Here is a 19,359-nt window from a genome sequence, read left to right as displayed (position 1 = left end):
AGCCCAGCAACTTGTCGATAAAGAACCAACCTCGGTTGAAGCATTGACCCGTGGCCTTCAATTCATCACGTTTTGGATCTTAAACCATCATTACCCTGTCACCACTATGAATCGTAGAGATTTTATCCGCACATCCACCCTAACAGGAATCGCTGCCTCGGCAGCAATTGGCCCGAATCTGTTCGCCGCCCATCACAAATCAGCTGGGCGCAAATTCACCATCAACTTTGTAGGAGGAGCGCTTGGAATTAAGGCCGATCAAAAACGATCGATCGAACTCGCCCATCAATACGGATTCGAGTCCGTTGAAGCACAAGCCAACTATCTGGCCGATTTAAGCAAAGAACAATTAAACGACCTCCAGGAAGACATGGCAAAAAAGAAGGTCAGCTGGGGCAGTTCCGGCCTTCCGGTCGACTTCAGAAAAGATCGCGCCAAATTCGAAGAAGACCTGAAGGAGCTTCCAAAACTCGCGGCTGGCCTGAAAAGAGCCGGCGTCACACGGGTGAACACGTGGATCATGCCTTCGCACGACGAGCTGACCTACAATGAAAATTTCAAGCAGCACACCCGTCGCCTATGGGAAGCAGCCACGATACTTCGGGACAATGATCTCCGACTCGGCTTCGAATACGTTGGCACCACGACTCTGCTCATTCGCGGCAAATACCCTTTCTTACATACCCTTGCCGAAACCCAGGAACTCTGTGCCGCCATCGGCACAGGCAACGTGGGTTACGTTCTCGATTCCTGGCATTGGTGGCAGGCTGGCGACAGCGCCGAAGCCATCACAAAACTGGATCCCAAGAGTATAACACTGGTTGATTTGAATGACGCTCCCAAAGGCGTTGACAAACAACAGCAGCAAGACGGTCAGAGAGAACTCCCCCTGGCGACCGGCGTCATAGACCTCAACCCTTTCCTCAAGGCGTTGGTAAAAATCGGCTACGATGGGCCCGCACGAGCGGAGCCTTTCAATCAACCTCTCCGCGATCTGGATGACGATGCCGCCTGTAAGGCAACGATTGCTTCGTTGAAAAAAGCGATGGCGTTGATTGGATAAGAACCATCTTCCTCATACGCTTCCTCCTCTACAAATTTTGGCTGTAGGAGGGGCTTTATGCCCCGATCCTCGAAGGCGCAGCAAATTTTCTATCCTGATCGATATCCGTGACTACACATAGAAACCACTTTTTTATTTCATGTCCTCTGGCAGAATGATCTACCTAAAAGCGATCGGGGCATAAAGCCCCAGCCTTATACACAACCTTCGTAATTTCAGTGGGTACATGACCTAACTGTAGGAGAGGAGCTTGCTCCCGATAATGAAACTCCTTTGATATACGAATCGGGAGCAAGCTCCTCTCCTACAAAACGGTTGGCGGTTGGTAGTCATGGACGGAATAGAGGACGTCGGGTTCCCGATTCCCTTACTTCAGAAATAATCCAATCGAGATCTCCCACAAAGGTTTCAAAACCAACATGATTCTGTACCCATTATTCTGTTAAGAAAAAAGACAGAATCATGAATAACAGAATCATAGTGTCCGGCGCTGGAAAGTGACCATTGAAATAAATGCGTATAAGGCTCAGGCATAAAGCGCCTCTGATCCAGAACACCGACACCTGACACCTACCTCGACTTCCCTCTACTTCCCCAACGCCTCACGCACATACCTCGCTACTTCCTGTCCCTGGGCCGTGTAACCGACTTCCACGTAATGAACATTACCTGGCTTGGTCCACCACTCAGATTGATGGGGCAAGGTAAAATTATATAAGTCGTTCACGGCAATTTCAGGAAAGTCTTCAAGCACTTTTAGTGCTACCCGGTTGTAGCGCATGCCATCGATGACATTGCGGCCGGGTTCGCCTTTAGGAACGGGAGTGGTCGTGGCAAATATCAGTTTCGCATTCGGAGCAATGCGCATGAAATATCTAATGATGTCGCGTAGGTTCGTTTCATATTCAGCCATCGTTGAAACCTGCTCGCCCTTCACTTTATCAAGCTTGCCTCCCACAACATATTTAAGGTCATGCAATCCAACATTAATATGGATGACGTCCCAACCGAATTTCCAATGTTCGCCCATCGTCTTGCGCAGCGTGTCGACTTTCTGAATAACCGAAGAGGAATCGCCACCATTCACATGCAGCCGGTAAACATTGGCCTCAGTCTTCAGCTCATTGCGAACCGTTTCCGTATAGGCGATAGAAATGGAATCGCCGTAGATAAATACATTCAGAAGGTCAGCATTGTTTTCTACAAAGGCATAGGCCGGTCGACCTATAGAACTCTCACCAAGCAGACTCGTCCAAGCTTCTTCCGCTGTTTCTGCGAAGGCTCCGATTCCGGACAACAATAGTAGAAGTGTCATTAATCTCATAGTGGTTAAATTGACAGACGTTGAGCGACTTACCACGCTAAACTTGTTCAAATATTTCAAGATTGCCGTCCCATTCTTCCCTAAAGATAGTCGGGTGAACTATTCCAAGCAATTTATGAAACCCATCTTCTCAGCAGCCTTACTCTTGATCTCCATCCTGTCACTATCCGCCCAACCCGGAGGCGGTGATGTAACGATCAAAACCACCCACATAGCCGGAAGTGTCTATATGCTGGAAGGTCAGGGAGGAAATATCGGCGTATCGGCGGGGGAAGACGGGATCTTGATGGTTGATGACCAATTTGCCACTTTGACGGATAAAATCGTGAAAGCGATTGGAGCCATTTCCAGCAAACCGATTGAATTTGTCATAAATACCCACCTGCATGGTGACCACACGGGCGGTAACGAGAATCTGGCTAAAATGGGAGTTAGAATCGTAGCCCACGATCTCGTGCATGATCGCCTTAAAAGCCGTACGGTAAACAGGCAAACTGGGGAACTGGGAAGGGGTGCTCCGGACTCGGCCCTGCCTGATATTACTTACGACAGCACCCTAACCTTTCATTACAACGGCGAAACCATTCGGGTGATTAAAATGCCTGCAGCCCACACCGATGGGGACAGCATTGTCCATTTTACCGGCTCAAACGTTATTCATGCTGGAGATGTGTTTCGCACGACAACCTACCCGGTCATGGACCTGAATCACGGAGGCACTTTCCAGGGGACTCTGGATACTCTCGCCTACCTCATTGAGCTAGCCAACGACGACACGGTCATCATCCCAGGACATGGAGTTCCCTCCACCAGAGAAGACATCATCAAATGGCGCAAGATGCTCACAACCATTGCCAGTCGCATTCAACAAAGCGTCGATAAAGGAGATAAACTCGAAGAAGCCCTGGCAAGAAATCCAGCAATGGAGTTCAACGACCGCTGGGCAGCCGATCAGGGATGGGCTTCGACCAAGACCTTCATGACCACCATTTACGAAGAGCTCAGCAAACGATAAAGAATCTTACGCTACGTCAAAACCAATGCATTCTTTTATTAAATACATCTTCATTTCCTCCTTGCTAGGAATATTCACTTCTCAGGTATCAGCGCGCGGTCTCATCAAAAACGAACCAGGTGCTTTCCAAGGCTATACGCTTTATACCCCACTTCGGTCGACCGACACCGTTCTCCTGAATATGAAGGGAGAAGTCGTTCACAAATGGGTGAGCAAAAACTGGCCTTCCAATTCAGTGTATCTTCTTCCCAACGGAAACTTACTTCGCTGCGCCAAGGTTCGCGGCAACGAAGTGTTCGGGGAGCGAGGACCGAGCGGTGGTCGTGTCGAGTTGTTTGACTGGGATGGGAAACAACTTTGGGACTACGTCTACTCGAATAATGAGCATCATCAGCACCACGACATCGAACCGCTTCCCAATGGAAATGTACTTATCCTCGCCTGGGAACGAATTTCCAAAGAAAATGCAATTGCGGCGGGTCGAAATCCGGAAGGCGTTGGAGATGCAGGTATATTTCCCGACACCGTAGTTGAAGTAAAACGCACCGGGCAAACAACCGGTGAAGTTGTCTGGCGCTGGAGTGCCTGGGATCACTTGGTGCAAGACGTCGATCCCAGTAAAGCAAACTACGGCCACGTGGCCGCACATCCTGAACTGATAGATGCAAATCTGAATGGTCGACCGCGGACCGATTGGATGCATTCCAATGGAATAAATTACAATCCGGTCTTGGATCAAATAGTGATCAGCGCGCGAAGCTTCGACGAAATTCTCGTTATCGACCACAGCACGACAACAGAAGAAGCACGTGGTCATACAGGCGGCCTTGCGGGCAAAGGTGGTGATATTCTTTACCGTTGGGGCAACCCGGCCAATTACCGCGCAGGGGGGCCTGAAGACCAAACACTCTTTCAACAACACGACGCTCGATGGGTTCATGCCGGGGAACCTGGCGCGGGGAACATTACTATTTTCAATAACCTGAAAGGGCAGTCTGGAATCAATTATTCCTCAGTCGACGAAATTAAAACACCGATTGAGCGCAACGGGAGTTACCAGATCAAAAAAGGTGAAGCCTTTGAACCCAAGATAGCGAACTGGTCGTACACCGCCACCAATCCAAATGATTTTTATTCCAGCTTCATCTCTGGAGCCGAGCGCTTACCCAATGGCAACACCCTGATATGTTCAGGTGCGGAAGGCATCTTTTTTGAAGTCACTCCAGAAGGAAAAACAGTTTGGGAATACCACAATCCTATCGAACTGCCACCAGTAGGACCAGAAGGTCCTCACAGTGTATTTCGTGTGGTTCGCTATCGGCTGGACTACCCCGGCGTGAGTAGGCTGATGCAAGCACCCTAGACTGCGAAGTATCTGACATGAAGCTCCCACTAATCGTCGTTGTATTTCTATGGTTGATTGGAAATCAATTATGGGGACTTGCACCGCGGTTTGAGTGGAGCATCTCTACTCCGGAATCACAGGCGATGTCTTCTGAGAAACTGAAAGCCTTAAGTGATGAGTTGCAGAACAGAGGTACCAAAGCGTTCCTGGTGATTCGAAACGACACCATTGTCCACGAATGGTACGCCGAAGGACATAGCAGGACCAAGAAACATTACACCGCCTCCATGGCAAAAGCTCTGGTCGGCGGGGTGTCAGTGGCCATTGCGCTATCAGATGATCTTGTCGATCTGGATGACCCGGTTGCAAATCTGATTCCTGAATGGAAAGCGGATCCTTTAAAATCGCGAATTACGCTTCGTCACTTGGGAAGTCACACTTCCGGCATTCAGGATGCAAAAATTCGCGACGAAACAGGAGGTGCCATCAACCAGAATGATTTTCCCGGTTGGGAGGGAGATTTTTGGAGATGGCGGTCGATCGAGAATCCGCCGAAACAGGATGCCTTCACTCTATCGCGAGACGTTGCACCCCTATTGTTCGATCCGGGCTCAGACCTCCATTACAGCAATCCAGGAATTGCCATGTTGAGCTACGCCGTAACCGCGAGTCTGAGACAAACGGAAAATCAGGATGTTCGCTCCCTGCTTAAACATCGAGTAATGGACCCCATCGGCGTGCCAGAAGAGGAATGGTCCTGTGGCTATGGAAAAACCGTTGAGGTTAATGGTCTTCCGATCGTGGCTAACTGGGGTGGTGGCAACTACAGTGCCAATGCTGCAGCACGAGTGGCGCGCCTGATGCTCAAAGAAGGGAACTGGGAAGGTAAACAATTAATCAGCGCGGAAGCAGTCCGATCTACCGTGGCCGATGCCGGAACTGCCATGCATGGAGGTATCGGTTGGTGGACCAACTCAGAAGGCCATTTAGGAAAAGCACCCGCAGAGGCATATTGTGGACTCGGAGCGGGAAACCAGGTCGTTCTGGTAGTCCCGAAACTCAACCTGATTATGGTTCGTAACGGCAGTTCCCTGGAACCTTCGTTAGGATTCGACGCTGGAAGCTCCATACTACGACAAGTGTTATTTAACCCACTCATGGATGCGATTACGGATCAGGAAGAAATAAAGTCAGCGCCCAACCTTCCCTATCCACCGAGTCGGATAATTGAAACGATCACATGGGCTCGTCCCGACCTTATCACCCGAAAAGCTCAAGGCAGTGATAATTGGCCGATAACCTGGGGCGATGACGATGCACTTTATACGGCCTACGGAGATGGCTGGGGATTCGATCCGATTGTTGAAAAGAAACTCAGCCTGGGTCTGGCAAGAATTACGGGTGGATCTTCGCAATCAAATTTCAGAGCCGAAAATTTGCGCTCGGAAACCGCCGAAAAAATAGGCCAAGGTGCAAATGGCCCCAAAGCAAGTGGAATGCTAATGATAGACGGCGTGCTTTACATGTGGGTACGCAACACAGGAAATTCTCAACTGGCCTGGTCCAAAGATCATGGCAAAAGCTGGACCTGGGAAGACTGGAAATTTGAAACCAGTTTCGGCGCACCCACCTTTCTCAACTTCGGAAAAAACTACGAGGGAGCCCGTGATGAATTTGTCTACATTTATTCGCAGGATTCAGACTCGGCTTACGATCCTTCAGACCGCCAGGTATTGGCCCGTGTCCCCAAGGGATCGATTACGGATCGCAAGGCTTACACCTTCTTCAGGAATCTGGATTATCTGAATGAACCCGTTTGGACATCGGACATAACCAAACGAGGACCTGTATTTGTTCACTACAACAACTGCTACCGCTCGGGCATTACTTACAATTCTGGATTGCAACGCTACCTTTGGTGCCAAATATTGCCACAATCAAGTCACCAGGGAGGAACAAGATTCCAAGGCGGTTTTGGGGTTTACAAATCCACTGAACCCTGGGGTCCCTGGCGCACCGTTTTTTTCACAGAAAATTGGGACGTCGGTCCCGGTGAAACCTCCAGCTTCCCAACCAAATGGATGAGTCCGGATGGCAAAACCCTGCAGCTCGTTTTTTCGGGCGACGACTTCTTTTCCATTCGCAAAGCAGAGCTGCTTATGAGACCCCCTAAGTAATGACGGATCCGGCAAAAACTAAACGACCAGGATTATTATCCATAATCGGTCCTGGTATCCTGATAGCTGCGACAGGTGTAGGTGCCGGGGATTTAACCTCAGCTGGATTTTCGGGCAGCCAACTGGGTTACGCTGTCTTGTGGGCGGTGCTGGTTGGTTCATTTTTCAAGTACGTTATAACCGAGGGTCTTGCCAGATGGCAACTGGTGACGGGAACGACCCTGTTGGAAGGTATGGCAAAAAATATGGGCAAGTGGTCCGGTTGGTTGTTTTTGCCCTATTTTATTCTTTGGACTTTCTTTGTTAGCGCAAATCTGATGGGAGGCTGCGGTGTCACTTTACACGCGATATTTCCCGTGTTTGAAAACGCCTCACATGGGAAAGTGGTGTTCGGCATCATCTCGGGCATCGTCGGCCTCATTCTCATCTTGCGGGGCGGGTTTAAACTTTTTGAAAAGATTATGGCAGTATGCATCGGCGTAATGGTCGTTACCGTCGTCGCAAGCGCTATTCTTTTAGGTCCCGATTGGGGAGATGTATTGCGTGGATTGTTTGTCCCCAGTATCCCCGATGCGAATGAAGGTGGGATCGCCTGGACGCTGGCGTTAATTGGTGGGATCGGAGGCACCGTCACGATTCTATGTTATGGCTATTGGATCGCAGAAGAGAATCGCGAAGGCGAAGACAAGATCAACTTATGCCGCCTCGATCTGGGTTCAGGATACGCGATGACTGCTGTCTTTGGTATCGCGATGGTCATCATCGGAACAACCGTGGATACATCGGGCAGTGGAGATAGGCTGATCGTTGATATTGCCAACACCTTAAAAGTATCTCTCGGTCCAATCGGCCAATGGGCCTTTCTATTGGGAGCATTGGGAGCAGTGTTCAGTAGTATTTTAGGGGTCTGGCAATCGGCACCTTATTTGTTCGCAGACCTCTGGCGCCTGTTTTTAGTCCGAAAAGGTCCGGGGAGTAATCCTGCAGGCGGAGTTTTAATTGATACCAAATCTCTACCTTATCGCGGTTACATGTATGTGATGGCCTTTGTTCCTATGATCGGACTCTTTTATCAATTTAAAGAGGTACAGAAGTTTTATGGCGTTATTGGCGCTGCGTTTCTGCCATTGCTGACGGTGGTTTTGCTCGTCCTCAACAGTCGAAAAAAATGGATGGGGAAATTTACAGACCGCATCCCGACCACGATAGTATTGATATCGATAATCCTATTCTTCGGTTACCTGGCCTGGAGTCGATGGTTTGGATAACCCGTCACCATTTCGAAGAAAACGGAAATTGGAATCTTTTCAAACAACCCATTTTTTTAGGCGCTAATATGAAATACGCGTTTCTCCCGATCCTATTTGCATTCCTAGCCTCAACCACTGGACAAGCCGCTGAACGCAACCAACTTACACTGGAGTGGAAGGAGAACATTCTCACGATTCATGGAGATCATTTGCCAGGCAATGAACTCACCGTCTGGTATCTTGAAGCCTATTGCCGGGACAATTCGCAAACCACCCATTGGGGACAACATACGGTTGTTGGACACACTACCCAACTGGTTTCGCGATCAGAGGACGGGACACAGATAAAACTTCGATGCGAAGTAAATGACGGTGTGATTGTAGATCACACCATAACCGCCAAGCACGACGAGGTGGATATCCAAATCATAGCCCACAATCCAACCAACAAACGCTCGGTAACTCACTGGGCCCAACCCTGTGTTCGTGTCGGCGAATTCACCGGGACCGGACCCGGGCAAACGGATGACAAGTATGCTTATCTAGGAAAGAGTTTTGTATTTCTCGACAACAAATTGGCTCGCATGCCGACCCGGGATTGGGCAATTGAGGCGCGATACAAACCAGGACAAGTTTGGGCGGGCCCAAACGTCCCACGGTCCGATGTAAATCCGCGGCCACTGCACCCCGATGTCCCAAGCAACGGGTTGATCGGCTGTTTCAATGCGGATGAGACGATGATTTTCGCCATGGCCTTCGAACCCTACCAGGAGTTATTTCAGGGCGTAATCCGCTGCCTGCACAGCGATTTCCGACTAGGCGGTCTTGAAGCGGGTCAGACACTTGAAATCAAAGGCAAATTTTACTTCGTCGAGAATGACATGCCCACTTTACTCAAACGGTACCACACCGATTTTCCAGAACACATTTCATTTATTGCTCCACTTGGAAAATAAGACTTTTGGATTAAGGTGAGATAACGAAATAAGTAGGAAACGATATCACTCCATAATCCGTAAAAATGGTTTCATAGAGTCCGGGACTGTACACTCCGTTGCAATGAATCGTTCTGGCAGGAGTTCCAAAATTGTCGCGCCAGGAATTTGCATCTACAACACTTGATGGGCCAAATCCGAGATTATGATAAAGGGCATCCACAAGCACCCAGTTTTCAGCACCAATCTCAGAGTCAATGCTTGCGACCAACGTCGCCTCATTTATGGCAGATTGTACGCATGGAACACACCACAAGGTACAGACATGAAGCAAAACAACCTTACCCATTTCATCGGATAAGGTAAATGTGACGTCGTCTTGATCGGGGGCAACGATTTCTGGAGCGGGGTCACCAACCCCCACGACCAATTGGGACCACACGGGGGTGCCATTAAACATAAAAAACAACGAAAACTAACGATTTTCCACAACATTGATCACGTAACAACAACTGGAGTATTTTAGATTTCATAAGACTGAGGTTTTTATGGTTCTAAATAGGTGATGCGGAAAGCTTTCCGAACCCAATACATGTGGAAGAGACAAGGTCTCGAAAAATAACCAACATCATTTCAAACACAAGGAAATCCATAAACAAATAAGTTGCAGGAATAACTTGCGGCTGATGGTTATTTTATTTCAACCATGAACAAACCCACCATGATCATCGGCGCCAGTCCGAAACCGGACCGGTACGCCCACAAGGCCCAGCGACTTTTAAAAGAACACGGCCACACGACCATTCCCATCAATCCGATTGAACAAAATATCCTGGGCGATGCTGTGTTTAAAAATCCAGGTGACTACTCAGACGAGCTCGACACTGTTACACTTTATATCCGCCCCGAACGCTTGGAACCGATTGCGGATGAAATAATCGCCCTGAAGCCGAAACGCGTTATTTTCAATCCCGGAACCGAGGACCTGGAACTTCAGCAAAAATTTTCAAAGGCTGGGATCGAAGCAACCGAAGCCTGCACACTCGTACTGCTGCATTCCGGACAATACTAAATCCCATTTGGAGAAACAATGAACCTTTGGAACAACTAATTTAGGGGAAGTCGTTCCATAGTTACTCTTCATTTCTGCATCCAGTTTTCACTCGACCAAAACCCTTTCTGGTTCGCCATGCTCATGAACACGGAATACCACAATAGTTGCACCTTCATCTCCAGTCATAGCTGTATGAATTTGCTTAAACGGCACTTTGGCAACTTCACCTACATTACAAACTACATCGGCCTTCCCTTTTTGCCAAAGCACAACGGAGCCTTCGAGAACATAGGCGAACTCCTCTCCAGGATGCCAATGTTTGGGCAATGAGGTATTTGGCGGAATGGACACTCGACTAACGATAATTTCCTTACCATTCGCACCTTCAAGTGCACTTGACATTAAGTTCTCCAACTTTAGCTCGGTAACAGAATCGGATGAGGAATCTTCATTTGAGTTTTTAGCACATCCAATAAGGTAAAACGCAATACAGGATAAAATGATCCATGCGAATGAATTTTGTTTCATAGTCTGAGATCAATTAGTTTAAGAATTGTTGGTGCAAGAGGAATGCATCTAAATCAAATTTTAATCAACCATTCAATCTTATCGTGAAACGTTTTTCGGATGACACAACTCACAGTCATTTTTCTCAGCAAGGGGCATTGCATCACCATGAACAAATCTTCAATTTAATAACGAATGAATAAAATCAAATGGGGAATCATCGGAGTTGGTGATGTTTGCGAAATAAAAAGTGGACCTGGATTTCAGAAGGCTCCAAATGCTGCCTTGGTTTCTGTAATGCGAAGGAACGGGGAGAAAGCCAAAGACTTTGCTCAGCGTCATAACGTGCCGAAGTGGTCAGACAACGCAGACGATTTGTTGAATGATCCGGCCATTGATGCAATCTACGTCGCCACCCCTCCCTCGCATCATCTTGAATATACGAGACGAGCACTGGCTTCCGGAAAACATGTGTATGTTGAAAAACCGATGGCCAGAAATAGTGAAGAAGCCCGGCAAATTTTTGAAGCCGCAGATGCATCAGACAAAAAAGTTTGCGTGGCACACTATCGTCGAAAACTTCCACTGTTTATGCGAGTGGACGAAATTCTGAAGTCAGGAGAGCTTGGTCAGCCACGTCATGTGTCCTTGCAGACGATTCAACCTGAAAAGGATCCGTTGATTGCATCGAGCGAAGAATATTGGCGCGTCCAGCCGGAGATATCCGGCGGGGGCATTTTCCACGATCTGGCTCCTCATCAACTGGATTTACTCCTTCAATACTTTGGCACTCCGGAAGTAATCCAGGGATTCTCTCTTAAACGTAGTCCCGACGGCATTTGTGATGATTGCGTCAGCGGCCAGATGCGGTTTAAAAATGATGTTCTCTTTCAAGGGCACTGGGATTTTGCCTCAGCCGATGGCACTATTCGCGACACTTGTAAAATAAGCTGCGATCTCGGCACCCTATCGTTCAGCTTTTTCCGAAGCTCCACCCTAGTGGTCAAGGGAAAGAATGGCATCGAAACCTCGAACTACGATCCTCCTCCGCATATCCAGCAACCCATGATCGAGGCGGTGAGCGCTTACTTCCTGGGCCAAGGAGAAAATCCGTGCGATGTAGGCATCGGCCTGAAAGTGATGGAGATGATAGATACCTTTGTCTCCAAACACTAATTGTTTTTTATTAAAACAGGAGGTAACGAAGGAAACAGAGTTTTTTGAAAAAGTTTGTCGTTCGCTTCGATGAAACCCTTGAACTTGTCGAACTGATTGTCGCCTGAGGGCTCTTTCCTCCGTTATCTCAGTTGCTTGTCTTAGCCTGAGCAATGTCGAAGGGTTCAACAATTTCATATGCATTCGTGGTTAAGAAACTACTACAACATCACTGCTCATCTGAGTTAACCAGTGTTAAAAGAAGTTCGAAGTAAAATGTTTTAACTACGAAAAGCGCTGAATTACGCGAAAAACTTAAAGCCAGCTCTTTATAAAAAAACAAATCAAGTATGCGACACCTTGTCCATGGGCTCGAATTGGTACAAATAAATCGGTGTATCTCATCAGTGAAAATCAGTGCTATCAGCCGTGCCGTGGCGTAGCCTTGGCGGAGACTGGTGGTTAAACTTTGGTTGCGGCTTTGCTGCTCTAAGTACTTTCACCGCTAATACAACACCTATGTTCTGTTACGAGCCACATTCTAAATTACGAATCAGCGTAGTGTTTCCTGTGTTATCTTTGGGCTTATAGATCTGCCATCCCTGACGGAGGTATAACTCGGGTATATCCGTATAGGCATACATCTTTTTCTCAAAACCCTTCGCCAACTGCTCTGCACGTTTCATGAGCGAGGAAGCGATTCCTTTTCTCCGATGTTCAGGAGGAATGAATAGACCATTGATCCAGATTTCAGGTTTCTCATGCTCGGGCAATTGATAACGGTTCAACCAAATGAAACCGACAGGAACAGTTTCTTCCATGGCAACTTGTGAGGTCGGACAATCACATTCCAACAACAGTTTTTCTTTGATGGCGAAAGATGAATCCCCCTGAACTTTACCCCATTCCTGATACAACCAATCAACGATTTGGTCCAAGGCCGGATGACTTTCTGTCAGAGTCTGAAATGAATGTTTTGTCGCCTTCATTTAACAGGAATCCAAATTTCCTCCTGAGCTGCGAGGTCGGCTGGAGAATAGCTTTCACCTAACACTTCGAAATGCTCTCGATCATCTATTTCGAAATCCGAGTTCGGTAACCACTCAAAAAAGATGAAGCGAAATAAATCAGGTGCCCCACTCGCTGGACCTTGATAATCAAATACCGCATATTTCCCACCATTGAAATGATAGAGCTCCATGCCATCCGGAACCACCGGCGATTCTTCAACTTCAACCGCCGCCCATTTCTCGAACAAGGTATCAGGCGCGAAAGGCGACCCGTTCGCAGGATTGTATACCTGCATTGAAATAAAATCGGAACCGACTTTCCCTGCGATCTCATTCCTTCGAGGCATAAACCGACCCCATAATTGAGCCGTCTTATTTTCCAGAAGTGACATCTCAAGCCGATGCCCTATCAGTCGCTTTTCAGCTGAGAATTCGATTCTTGGTTCAATATTCATATGGCACATATGAGGGTCATTTCATCATTTCCACGGGTCAAGGCATCTCTGATCCTTGAAGATTGCATCTGAAGCGTCAGGATCGTTGTTACACAGAGGATTGGCTTGCCTGACTTCAATAATTGAGGCGGAATACCACCATGAAAATTCAATCACGCTTCACCCTACTCCCCATTATCCTTCTTTCTCTCCTAACTGGATTTACTGCTTGTAGCGAAAAGGCTGCTTCAGAAACGGTTGAGATCAAGGTCGTCGATGTTCAACCTGACGAGGCTGCAAAAAGATTAGCCAACGAATCCATTGTTGTTCTTGATGTTCGGACGCCTGAGGAGGTTGCTATGGGTCGAATACCTGGATCAATAAATATCAATATTACCGGTCCTGACTTTAGTGAAGGGATTGCAAAGTTAGATTCTTCAAAAACCTATATGGTCCATTGTGCAGCCGGAAGCGTTGGAGGAAGAAGCCGTCGTTCTATAGATGCCCTCGAGGCGATTGGAGTTAAGAACGTCTACCACCTGGAAGGCGGTTTTGCTGGTTGGTTGACCGCAAAGAACGAGGTCGAAGTTCCAGGAAAATAAGTTTCGTATCCATGAACGTTTCTGAGTCTGTTAAAATTGTTGATAAAGTAATAAGTGAAAGAAAGACCCTCAAGGTACTCACCGAAGATCAGTATTTATTTTCCTTAGCTTCCTCAATTGTCGAAGAACTTTTGGAAGCGGCGAGCTGGGCTCCGTTTCACCGTCCAGCAGCCAAGTCGCATTGTAAATCTTCAGAACTCAGCTCAATGGTTCCCTGGCGATTTTATATCCTTAATGGGAAGAACTGCAGAAGCCTAAGACAAACTCTGCTAGAAGGGGGTGATTCTACCAAGATACCAGCCATGCTTTTAGCTGCAACAAACTTGATCCAGGTAACCTGGTTGCCCGATCCGAAAAAATCTGACAATGACCTTCTCTACGAGCCGACCCTGGAAAACATGGAGCACATCGCAGCTGCGTCTTCAGCGATTCAGAATTTACTTATCGCTGCCACAGCTCGTGAAATCCAGACTTATTGGTCCAGTGGTGGAGGTCTAAGAAATGCTGAAACGATGAAACTGCTAGGAATTCCAGAAGAAGAAATTCTTCTCGGCTCCATATTCCTCTTCGGGCCGATAACAGTTGGTAGTAAAACAGCACCCGGTAAACTGAGGAACCATAGAGGTGAGCGGAGAACCTGGTCAAAATGGGTCGAACTTTGATTCGACAAAAAGTATCCCCAAATCCTCTTCTTCCTTCACCTCTTCCTCTTACTCTTCGTCTTACTCTTCGTCTTACTCTTCCTCCTACTCGTCCCCAATACCCATAATTCTGCCTCCACAGCGATCCATTCCTATCTGCCCTGCCCCACAAAATTGAAACCAGCGAAGCCGTTTCGGAGTTATCTTACTGTATCCCATGAAAATATGATTACACCAATCAGCTCAGTTACCGTTTTGATCCTGGCCTTAAGCATTAATTTTCTAACCGCAAAGGATAGTTCGTACGACCCATTAAAAACGTTAGAAGACGCCATAATCGAAACTCACGATTTCGTGGTGAAGGACAAAAAGCGTAACCGCGAGATTCCGGTAAAAGTCTATTTGCCAAACTCTGATTCATCGTCACCCGTTGTTCTGTTCAGTCATGGTTTGGGAGGTTCCAAGGATAATAATCCTTACCTTGGAAATCATTGGGCGAAGCGGGGATACCTTGCAGTCTTCATGCAACACGCTGGAAGTGACGAATCCGTATGGAAGGGTGTAAAACCTCGGGAAATGATGAACGCTTTGAAAAAAGCCGCTAGTGCGGAAAACGCTAAGCTACGCTATGAAGATGTGCCCGCGCTTATCGATTCATTAGAATCCTGGAATTCAAAAAAGGATCATCCACTTTATCAAAAACTCGACCTCTCAATTATCGGAATGTCAGGACACTCGTTTGGAGCGATTACAACCCAGGCGGTTAGTGGACAACAGGCAATAGGAGGATTGATCAATTATACAGAAGACCGCATCAAAGCCGCGGTCGCTTTTAGTCCTAGTAGCCCACAAATAGGAAAACCGGAACGAGCTTTTGGAAAAGTTAAAATCCCCTGGATGCTCATGACAGGCACAAAAGACATATCCCCGGTCGGCAATGCTGATCTTGACTCTCGACTGAGCGTATTCCCAGCACTCCCGAAGGGTGACAAATATGAATTGGTTCTCGACGGCGCGGAACACAGCGCCTTCTCAGAAAGAGCTTTGTCAGGTGACAAGCAAACACGGAACCCAAATCACCATAAAACGATACTCGCTCTGAGCACTGCGTTTTGGGACGCATATTTGAGAAAAGACAAAGACGCAAAAGCCTGGCTAAAAAGTGACCAGGTTCGGGACGTCCTTGAAGAAGAAGATCGCTGGCAGAAAAAGTAGCGCAGGCATCTTGCTGATCTTATTACACAACTGCCATAATTTCAGCGTTTACATTTTTTGATTGTAGGAGAGGAGCTTGCTCCCGATTCGCCTTGTCCAAGAAATATCAAATCGGGAGCAAGCTCCCTTCCTACAGTTAAATTTCTCAGGTGTAGTCATGGTCGTAAGACCATAGAGGCGTAGAAGCCCGGAATGAAAAAATCAATGGTGTCATCCGCCTTCTGAGACTACGGCGAAACGTGCGCACCATTGCTACAATCAAAGACAAACCTCTTTCTTCATGCAGCTGCGATATGGCTCTGGCTTCCTTGGTGCTTACATCCATACAATGCAACCCAGGCAAGATACTCTATGGTACTCACTGAATTACACCTCGACACACCCATCAAGCATACAACAAATTATATTTTCCCCGCCCTGGAGTTCCCAGAAGCAAGTTTGCCGCTTTGTCGTTATCGAATCGTTCACGGCCAGCATTCCACTCAATAGGTCTCTCCAGCCGATAAGCCAAGTTTGCCAAAATACACATACTTGCCACCCGATGACCGGATTCAATGTCCATGATAGGTGTCTTCCTGGTTTTGATACAATCAAACCAATTTTCCAGATTGAGGTTATGAGCGGGAACTCCTTTGGGCAATTCGTAGGGCATTTCGTTGGAGTTGGCAAAAGCGATCACTTGATCATCTAAAAACACTCGCCCATCACCTCCACGAACAACCGTTTTCCCATTGGTCCCGTGGTAGACCGCTCCAAATTCAAAATCGGCTGCGCGCTCCCCCGGTTGTGCCCAGTGAATGCTGATGTCAGGTTTTTTAAACTCGTAGGTAACTTCAAAATTTGTGGGACAATTCCAGATGCCCGTTTCAGGGACTTTACCCTTCGCTTCGATGCGGGACGGTCCAGTGCGGTCCAGTTCCAGAATCCAGGAAATAAGATTGAAAACATGAGCACCACGGTCACGGATTTGCCCTCCTCCCAAATCAATCATCCAACGGAAATTCCGATGACAATAATCCGGATTGTAAGCACGCATCGCGGCAGGACCCAACCACATATCCCAGTCCAATTGAGGTGGAGGGTTCGTTGTTTTCATAGGGTCGCCACCGATCGGATTATCGTTGTGCCAACATTCGACGCGGGTAACTCGCCCGATTGCACCGCTTTTGATAAAAGCTTTTAACGCCGCCGCACCAGGGTGACAACGTCCTTGAGAACCGACCTGAACAATTTGTTTTGTGCGCTGCGCTGTTCGCACCATGGCCCGGCCTTCTTCGATATATTTACAAGCGGGCTTTTCAACATATACGTCCTTACCCGCTTCGCAGGCGTGAATCATCATTAATGCATGCCAGTGATCCGGCGCCGCGATCACAATCGCATCCAAATCCTTCCGTTCCAACAGGTGCCGATAGTCGGAGTATATGGGAACGGCTCGACCTACGAGTTGCGCGGCTTTCTCAACTTGATGAGCATCCACATCGCACAATGCACCCACATGCTCGCCGATACTTTTCAAATGGCTACTACCCTTGCCACCTACGCCGATGTGCCCGGTAACAATACGTTCATTAGCACCGGGCCGACCATTGGCACCCAATACTCCGCTTGCCAAAATCATGGGTGCGGCAACCACGGTGCTGGCAAGAAAAGCTCTTCGGGAAAGCGTTTTAGTGGGTTCAAGGGAATTGGAAAATGAAGGTAGGGAATCAGACATCCGAAAATAATATTCAATTCAACAGGCTCACGTCCAGACTCTTTAATTGGATCATAAAAAATTAAACCGGAACCGATCTTTTGAAAAACCTTATCTTGATAATCTCAACAATAAGCAGACTTGGCTTTGCATTGGATTTGTATTCAACTCTTACAAATTTTAAAAATGATCAGAAAACTTAAGTTAAAAACCCAGGCTCTGGTTTCTATAGCATTTTTGTGGCTAAAGGCCCAACGCTACTTGTTTTCAAAATACGAATTGCCACCTGGGCGGCTCATTCAACTCTATGCAAAGGAGCGCTTGAACCGGAACTTGATTCTCCAGCTAACAGAACGATACGGTCCCATTTTTAAAGGAAGAAACGCTAATAATTTTCTCACCTGCATTGTCGACCTGCCAATGGCTCATCAGTTCTTACTCGAATTTAAGAATGATATGCACATGCCAACCGTAAATCTGGAATCTCTATTTCCTAAAGGATTCCTTCGGCAGTTAGAAGGAGACGATCACAAAAAGTATAGAAGCGCTTTGATCCAAGGAATCTCCCCGGAAATCATGAATCAAAATTCAAATGCACACGCCGAAATAGCCAAAATCGCCCTGAAAGAATACGTGGGAAAAACTGCGAACGGAGCAAACGATCCAGAAGCTTATATTGAAACACTGCATAACATTTCAACCGGTATGCTTTTAAACATTTTCTTCGGCTTGGATGCGAATTCGTCTGACTACCGCTGGGTAATGGAAAAATACAGCTTGTTGGGAAACACCCAATTTAATTTTGACATTGGGGAACAGCAAACAACCGCCTTTAACGAAATCAGGGATTTCCTTCTACAAAGGAACAAAGACGTTTTGTCGGTAAACGCTTCAAGTATTCTTGGAAATATGCATGCGCTTGATCTGGTCGATGAGACCAGCCTCGGCAACCTCATATACATGGTCGAGATGGGACGTCACGACATGGTTGGGCTCTTTCGTTGGATGTCCAAGTTTGCCAGCAATCATCCGGAAATCTTATTAGAAATTGCCAGAGAAGATGCCGACCTTGCCAGCGAAGAAATAAACACAACGCGGGCATTTGTTTTGGAAACCTTACGTTTAAATCAGATAGAGCGCCTTATACGGGTTCTGGATCGCGATTTGCATTATAATAATTTCATAATTCCAAAGGGATCTTTTGTTCGCATCTGTTTATGGGAAGCTCATAAAAACCCTAAGATATTTCCGGAGCCATTTGCCTTTCGGCCAGGTCGCTTTCTTGAAACTAATTTTTCATTAAAAGAATACGCTCCATTTGGCATTGGCCATCATTGTTGCCCATTGGCTCAAACAGCACTACGCATGAGCATGATTCTTATCAAAACCATAGCAACGCATTATCAGGTAGAGGCTCATGGTGACGGTCCCGCCTGCCGAGAAAGGTCACATTGGGAACCTGCAAAAAGTTTCACCGTAAAATTCATGCCAATTCAATGAGTTCAAGGAAATGGCTAATTTAAAATGGCCAGCACCATTCTCTATAAATTCCGTAATTCCATGGGGTTTATTCAAGTTTGCTGGAAGTGGTTCTGCTGAATCTTTTCGAAACACAAACTTCATTTTCCAAAAGCAGAGTCGATCGTTCGTTTGTCGATCCGGGAAGCACATAAATCCGTAGATGTATTTCCCGAATCCGTTTTCTTTTAGTCCTTAATAAATTGTTGGTCGGAAATTTTCACTGGATGAATATGTCTCCTTTGGACTTGGGAACCATCGTTGTCCACACAGGGCAGCCTCGATTCAAATATGCAGACTTTACACCTATATTATTTGTCGATGAATTATAATTTGAAAGGCTTGGGAAACGGACCACCCAGCCGAGGAATCGCATACTACGAGCCTGCCAAAGAATTCACCGTGTTATTGCATCCAA

At 47.1% G+C, this 19,359-nt stretch carries 18 protein-coding genes; 12 read left to right on the top strand and 6 right to left on the bottom strand.

Annotation, left to right across the window (positions count from 1 at the left end; all coding sequences use genetic code 11):
* The first annotated feature begins 106 nt into the window (after nt 1-106).
* Nucleotides 107-1,063, top strand: coding sequence for a sugar phosphate isomerase/epimerase (locus tag O3C43_00905; GenBank protein MDA1065037.1), 957 nt, complete (start codon nt 107-109; stop codon nt 1,061-1,063).
* Nucleotides 1,064-1,649: 586 nt separating this feature from the next.
* Here the strand turns inward: O3C43_00905 and O3C43_00900 are convergent.
* Complete coding sequence (locus O3C43_00900; protein MDA1065036.1) at nt 1,650-2,378, bottom strand: SGNH/GDSL hydrolase family protein; 729 nt, start codon at nt 2,376-2,378, stop codon at nt 1,650-1,652.
* A 124-nt stretch (nt 2,379-2,502) separates the two neighbouring features.
* Here O3C43_00900 and O3C43_00895 point away from each other — a divergent pair, with 124 nt between their 5' ends.
* From O3C43_00895 to O3C43_00875, 5 genes are read left to right on the top strand one after another with little or no spacing between them, the layout of a single operon-like run.
* On the top strand, nt 2,503-3,402 hold the full coding sequence (locus O3C43_00895; protein MDA1065035.1) for an MBL fold metallo-hydrolase: 900 nt from the start codon (nt 2,503-2,505) through the stop codon (nt 3,400-3,402).
* A 25-nt stretch (nt 3,403-3,427) separates the two neighbouring features.
* Nucleotides 3,428-4,765 carry an aryl-sulfate sulfotransferase gene (locus O3C43_00890; GenBank protein MDA1065034.1) on the top strand — a complete coding sequence of 446 codons (1,338 nt, stop codon included), beginning with the start codon at nt 3,428-3,430 and terminating at the stop codon, nt 4,763-4,765.
* 17 nt (nt 4,766-4,782) lie between these two features.
* A complete protein-coding gene (locus O3C43_00885) occupies nt 4,783-6,924 on the top strand; it encodes a serine hydrolase (GenBank protein ID MDA1065033.1) in 2,142 nt (713 codons plus the stop codon).
* Nucleotides 6,924-8,192, top strand: coding sequence for an Nramp family divalent metal transporter (locus O3C43_00880; protein ID MDA1065032.1), 1,269 nt, complete (start codon nt 6,924-6,926; stop codon nt 8,190-8,192). Before O3C43_00885 ends, O3C43_00880 begins: the two co-directional genes overlap by 1 nt.
* Entirely contained in the window at nt 8,180-9,130 is a 951-nt protein-coding gene (locus O3C43_00875; protein MDA1065031.1) for a hypothetical protein, read from the top strand. Before O3C43_00880 ends, O3C43_00875 begins: the two co-directional genes overlap by 13 nt.
* Before the next feature lie 10 nt (nt 9,131-9,140).
* Here the strand turns inward: O3C43_00875 and O3C43_00870 are convergent, their stop codons facing one another.
* Nucleotides 9,141-9,569, bottom strand: a complete 429-nt coding sequence (locus O3C43_00870; GenBank protein ID MDA1065030.1) for a redoxin family protein — start codon at nt 9,567-9,569, stop codon at nt 9,141-9,143.
* A gap of 246 nt (nt 9,570-9,815) precedes the next feature.
* Here O3C43_00870 and O3C43_00865 point away from each other — a divergent pair, with 246 nt between their 5' ends.
* Nucleotides 9,816-10,181 carry a CoA-binding protein gene (locus O3C43_00865; GenBank protein ID MDA1065029.1) on the top strand — a complete coding sequence of 122 codons (366 nt, stop codon included), beginning with the start codon at nt 9,816-9,818 and terminating at the stop codon, nt 10,179-10,181.
* 87 nt (nt 10,182-10,268) lie between these two features.
* On the opposite strand, the gene O3C43_00860 is transcribed toward O3C43_00865, so the two are convergent.
* Nucleotides 10,269-10,691, bottom strand: coding sequence for a cupin domain-containing protein (locus O3C43_00860; GenBank protein ID MDA1065028.1), 423 nt, complete (start codon nt 10,689-10,691; stop codon nt 10,269-10,271).
* Nucleotides 10,692-10,865: 174 nt separating this feature from the next.
* Here O3C43_00860 and O3C43_00855 point away from each other — a divergent pair, with 174 nt between their 5' ends.
* Nucleotides 10,866-11,846 (top strand): Gfo/Idh/MocA family oxidoreductase, encoded by a 981-nt coding sequence (locus tag O3C43_00855; GenBank protein MDA1065027.1) that lies wholly within the window; start codon nt 10,866-10,868, stop codon nt 11,844-11,846.
* A gap of 506 nt (nt 11,847-12,352) precedes the next feature.
* On the opposite strand, the gene O3C43_00850 is transcribed toward O3C43_00855, so the two are convergent.
* Nucleotides 12,353-12,814, bottom strand: coding sequence for a GNAT family N-acetyltransferase (locus tag O3C43_00850; protein ID MDA1065026.1), 462 nt, complete (start codon nt 12,812-12,814; stop codon nt 12,353-12,355).
* Nucleotides 12,811-13,290 carry a GyrI-like domain-containing protein gene (locus tag O3C43_00845; GenBank protein MDA1065025.1) on the bottom strand — a complete coding sequence of 160 codons (480 nt, stop codon included), beginning with the start codon at nt 13,288-13,290 and terminating at the stop codon, nt 12,811-12,813. The genes O3C43_00850 and O3C43_00845 overlap by 4 nt, the downstream gene beginning before the upstream one ends.
* A gap of 140 nt (nt 13,291-13,430) precedes the next feature.
* Between O3C43_00845 and O3C43_00840 the strand changes: the two genes are divergently transcribed.
* The 3 genes from O3C43_00840 to O3C43_00830 all read left to right on the top strand — a co-directional run bounded on the left by O3C43_00840 (nt 13,431) and on the right by O3C43_00830 (nt 15,727).
* Nucleotides 13,431-13,871: a rhodanese-like domain-containing protein gene (locus tag O3C43_00840; protein ID MDA1065024.1), complete on the top strand. Its 441-nt coding sequence runs from the start codon at nt 13,431-13,433 to the stop codon at nt 13,869-13,871.
* Between the two features lie 11 nt (nt 13,872-13,882).
* Nucleotides 13,883-14,533 (top strand): nitroreductase family protein, encoded by a 651-nt coding sequence (locus tag O3C43_00835; GenBank protein MDA1065023.1) that lies wholly within the window; start codon nt 13,883-13,885, stop codon nt 14,531-14,533.
* A 204-nt stretch (nt 14,534-14,737) separates the two neighbouring features.
* Entirely contained in the window at nt 14,738-15,727 is a 990-nt protein-coding gene (locus O3C43_00830; GenBank protein MDA1065022.1) for a dienelactone hydrolase, read from the top strand.
* Between the two features lie 385 nt (nt 15,728-16,112).
* On the opposite strand, the gene O3C43_00825 is transcribed toward O3C43_00830, so the two are convergent.
* Entirely contained in the window at nt 16,113-17,444 is a 1,332-nt protein-coding gene (locus tag O3C43_00825; protein MDA1065021.1) for a Gfo/Idh/MocA family oxidoreductase, read from the bottom strand.
* A 165-nt stretch (nt 17,445-17,609) separates the two neighbouring features.
* Here O3C43_00825 and O3C43_00820 point away from each other — a divergent pair, with 165 nt between their 5' ends.
* Nucleotides 17,610-18,923, top strand: coding sequence for a cytochrome P450 (locus O3C43_00820; protein ID MDA1065020.1), 1,314 nt, complete (start codon nt 17,610-17,612; stop codon nt 18,921-18,923).
* The last annotated feature ends 436 nt before the right edge of the window (nt 18,924-19,359 follow it).

The organism is Verrucomicrobiota bacterium (assembly GCA_027622555.1).
Taxonomy (GTDB): Bacteria; Verrucomicrobiota; Verrucomicrobiia; order Opitutales; family UBA2995; genus UBA2995.
Note: the sequence above shows the minus strand (reverse complement) of the source record. Positions and strands in the feature narration are given on the sequence as shown.